This window comes from Chloroflexota bacterium (assembly GCA_016197225.1).
Classification (GTDB): Bacteria; Chloroflexota; Anaerolineae; order Anaerolineales; family VGOW01; genus VGOW01.
In genome coordinates this window covers 1-1,594 of record JACPWC010000076.1, presented here as the reverse complement: position 1 = coordinate 1,594, position 1,594 = coordinate 1, and the positions used below count along the sequence as shown (strand labels likewise).

General features: G+C 58.7%; 1 protein-coding gene. It reads right to left on the bottom strand.

Going from position 1 to position 1,594, the window contains the following annotated elements; all coding sequences use genetic code 11:
* Positions 1 to 110 precede the first annotated feature (110 nt).
* Positions 111 to 1,307 carry an IS4 family transposase gene (locus HYZ49_14335; protein ID MBI3243459.1) on the bottom strand — a complete coding sequence of 399 codons (1,197 nt, stop codon included), beginning with the start codon at positions 1,305 to 1,307 and terminating at the stop codon, positions 111 to 113.
* Positions 1,308 to 1,594 lie beyond the last annotated feature (287 nt).

Here is a 1,594-nt window from a genome sequence, read left to right as displayed (position 1 = left end):
TGAGCGAGGCGCAGATTGACGAAGCGCTCGGCATTTTCGCCGAGGCGCTGGGCAGTGCCCAATAGAAGGATAGGTAGGGGCACGATATATCGTGCCCCATAGGCACCAAGTTAAGCAAAATCGCTCTTAAGCCAATATTGAAAGGTTAAGGGATGAGCCGCGCGCTTGCTCATCCCACAGGTCTGAAGCACCACGCGGGCTACGACGGTCAATGCTAAGGTGAAAGCGTTGAGGGTGTGAAACGTGGCGGCCAAATGAAAAGCGTGTTTGCGGATGACCTGAACCGCCCGATGCAGACTGCGGTCGAGCCGCTGCCAAGCACTCACTAACAGCAGCCAATGCTGTACCAGCAGCGCCAACAGCTTGCCATAGAACTCACTCCAAACGCGCCAGGGGTCGTGACTGCGCCACTCATCCAATAACCCACTGCTTTTCCAGAGCTTGAACAGGCGCTCAATTTGCCAGCGGGTCATGCCTAAAATCGGCGCTTCTGAGAGCGCCAGACGTTCAGCGGGCAGGCTGGTGACATACAGCGTCCAGCCCGCCAGGGCGAGGGCGGCAGCGCTGACGGGCTGCTGCTTGCGCCGGGCCGTTTGCCGCAAGCGCGCGCGGCGTTTGCCTTTGACTTCCGCGCTCACCGGCAGCGCCATCAAGCGACAAGTGAGACGGTGTGCCCCTAACAGAATAGGCAAGTCCAGTGGGCGCGTGCCCTGCCGTCGCAGTAAGGCTGCCAAGTCGAGTGCCTGACCTGCGCGGGTGAACAGGCTCGTGCCCAGCTTGTAGCGGCTAAAGAAATCCACCTGCCTGCTCAGGTCGTCTTGAAAGCGCTCCAAGTTGAAGAAGCCTAAATCGGCCAAGCGCAGACTCCCCGGCGGCAGGATGGTGGCACCAACCCCCGTGCGCTGGTCATGCACTCGTCCCCCACTCAGCCACAGTCCCAAGCTGCCCGCTTGGACATCCCACTGCACCGCCACTTTCACCGCCGCATCGTCCACGCTGTTATTGCCTTGCCAAACCGCCGCCAAAGCAGGCGGTAAGTTGACCATGCTGCTGTCCATCACGTAGACACCGCTGAAGCGGCTTAACAGACTCGCCGTGCCCGTGATCCCCGTCACCACCTGCTCCAGCACCGCCTGAAGCAGCGTGTCCAGAAACACCACGGCTTTGGCGTTGAAGCGCTGGTCGAAGCCCTGTGTGCTCATGTCCATGCCCGCCGTCGCGGCAGCTTGGTTGAGTTCCGCGCGCGTCGAGGCGGGATTAGACAAGAAGCCGAAGACTAAGGCTTGAGCAAAGCCCGAACCCGTCACTTTCCGCTCCCGCTGGACAAAGCCCGTTTTTTTGCCAATTCATCGGCTCTGCTGGTCAACAAGTCTTGCATCGTTGCGGCTAATTCTGCTATCGTTGTCATTGGAGAAGCGTATCCTTTCCTGGTCTTAAGCAACCATAAAGATACCCTTCTCCTTAACTTGGTGCCTATGGGCAAGGCAGCGTGCTGCGCCCCCACTTCTCTTTCTTGGCGATCTTGGCGATCTTGGCGGTTCATCGTCTTTTTCTATTTTTGAACTTGATCCCACTTTGGCGTCCTGGCGGTTCA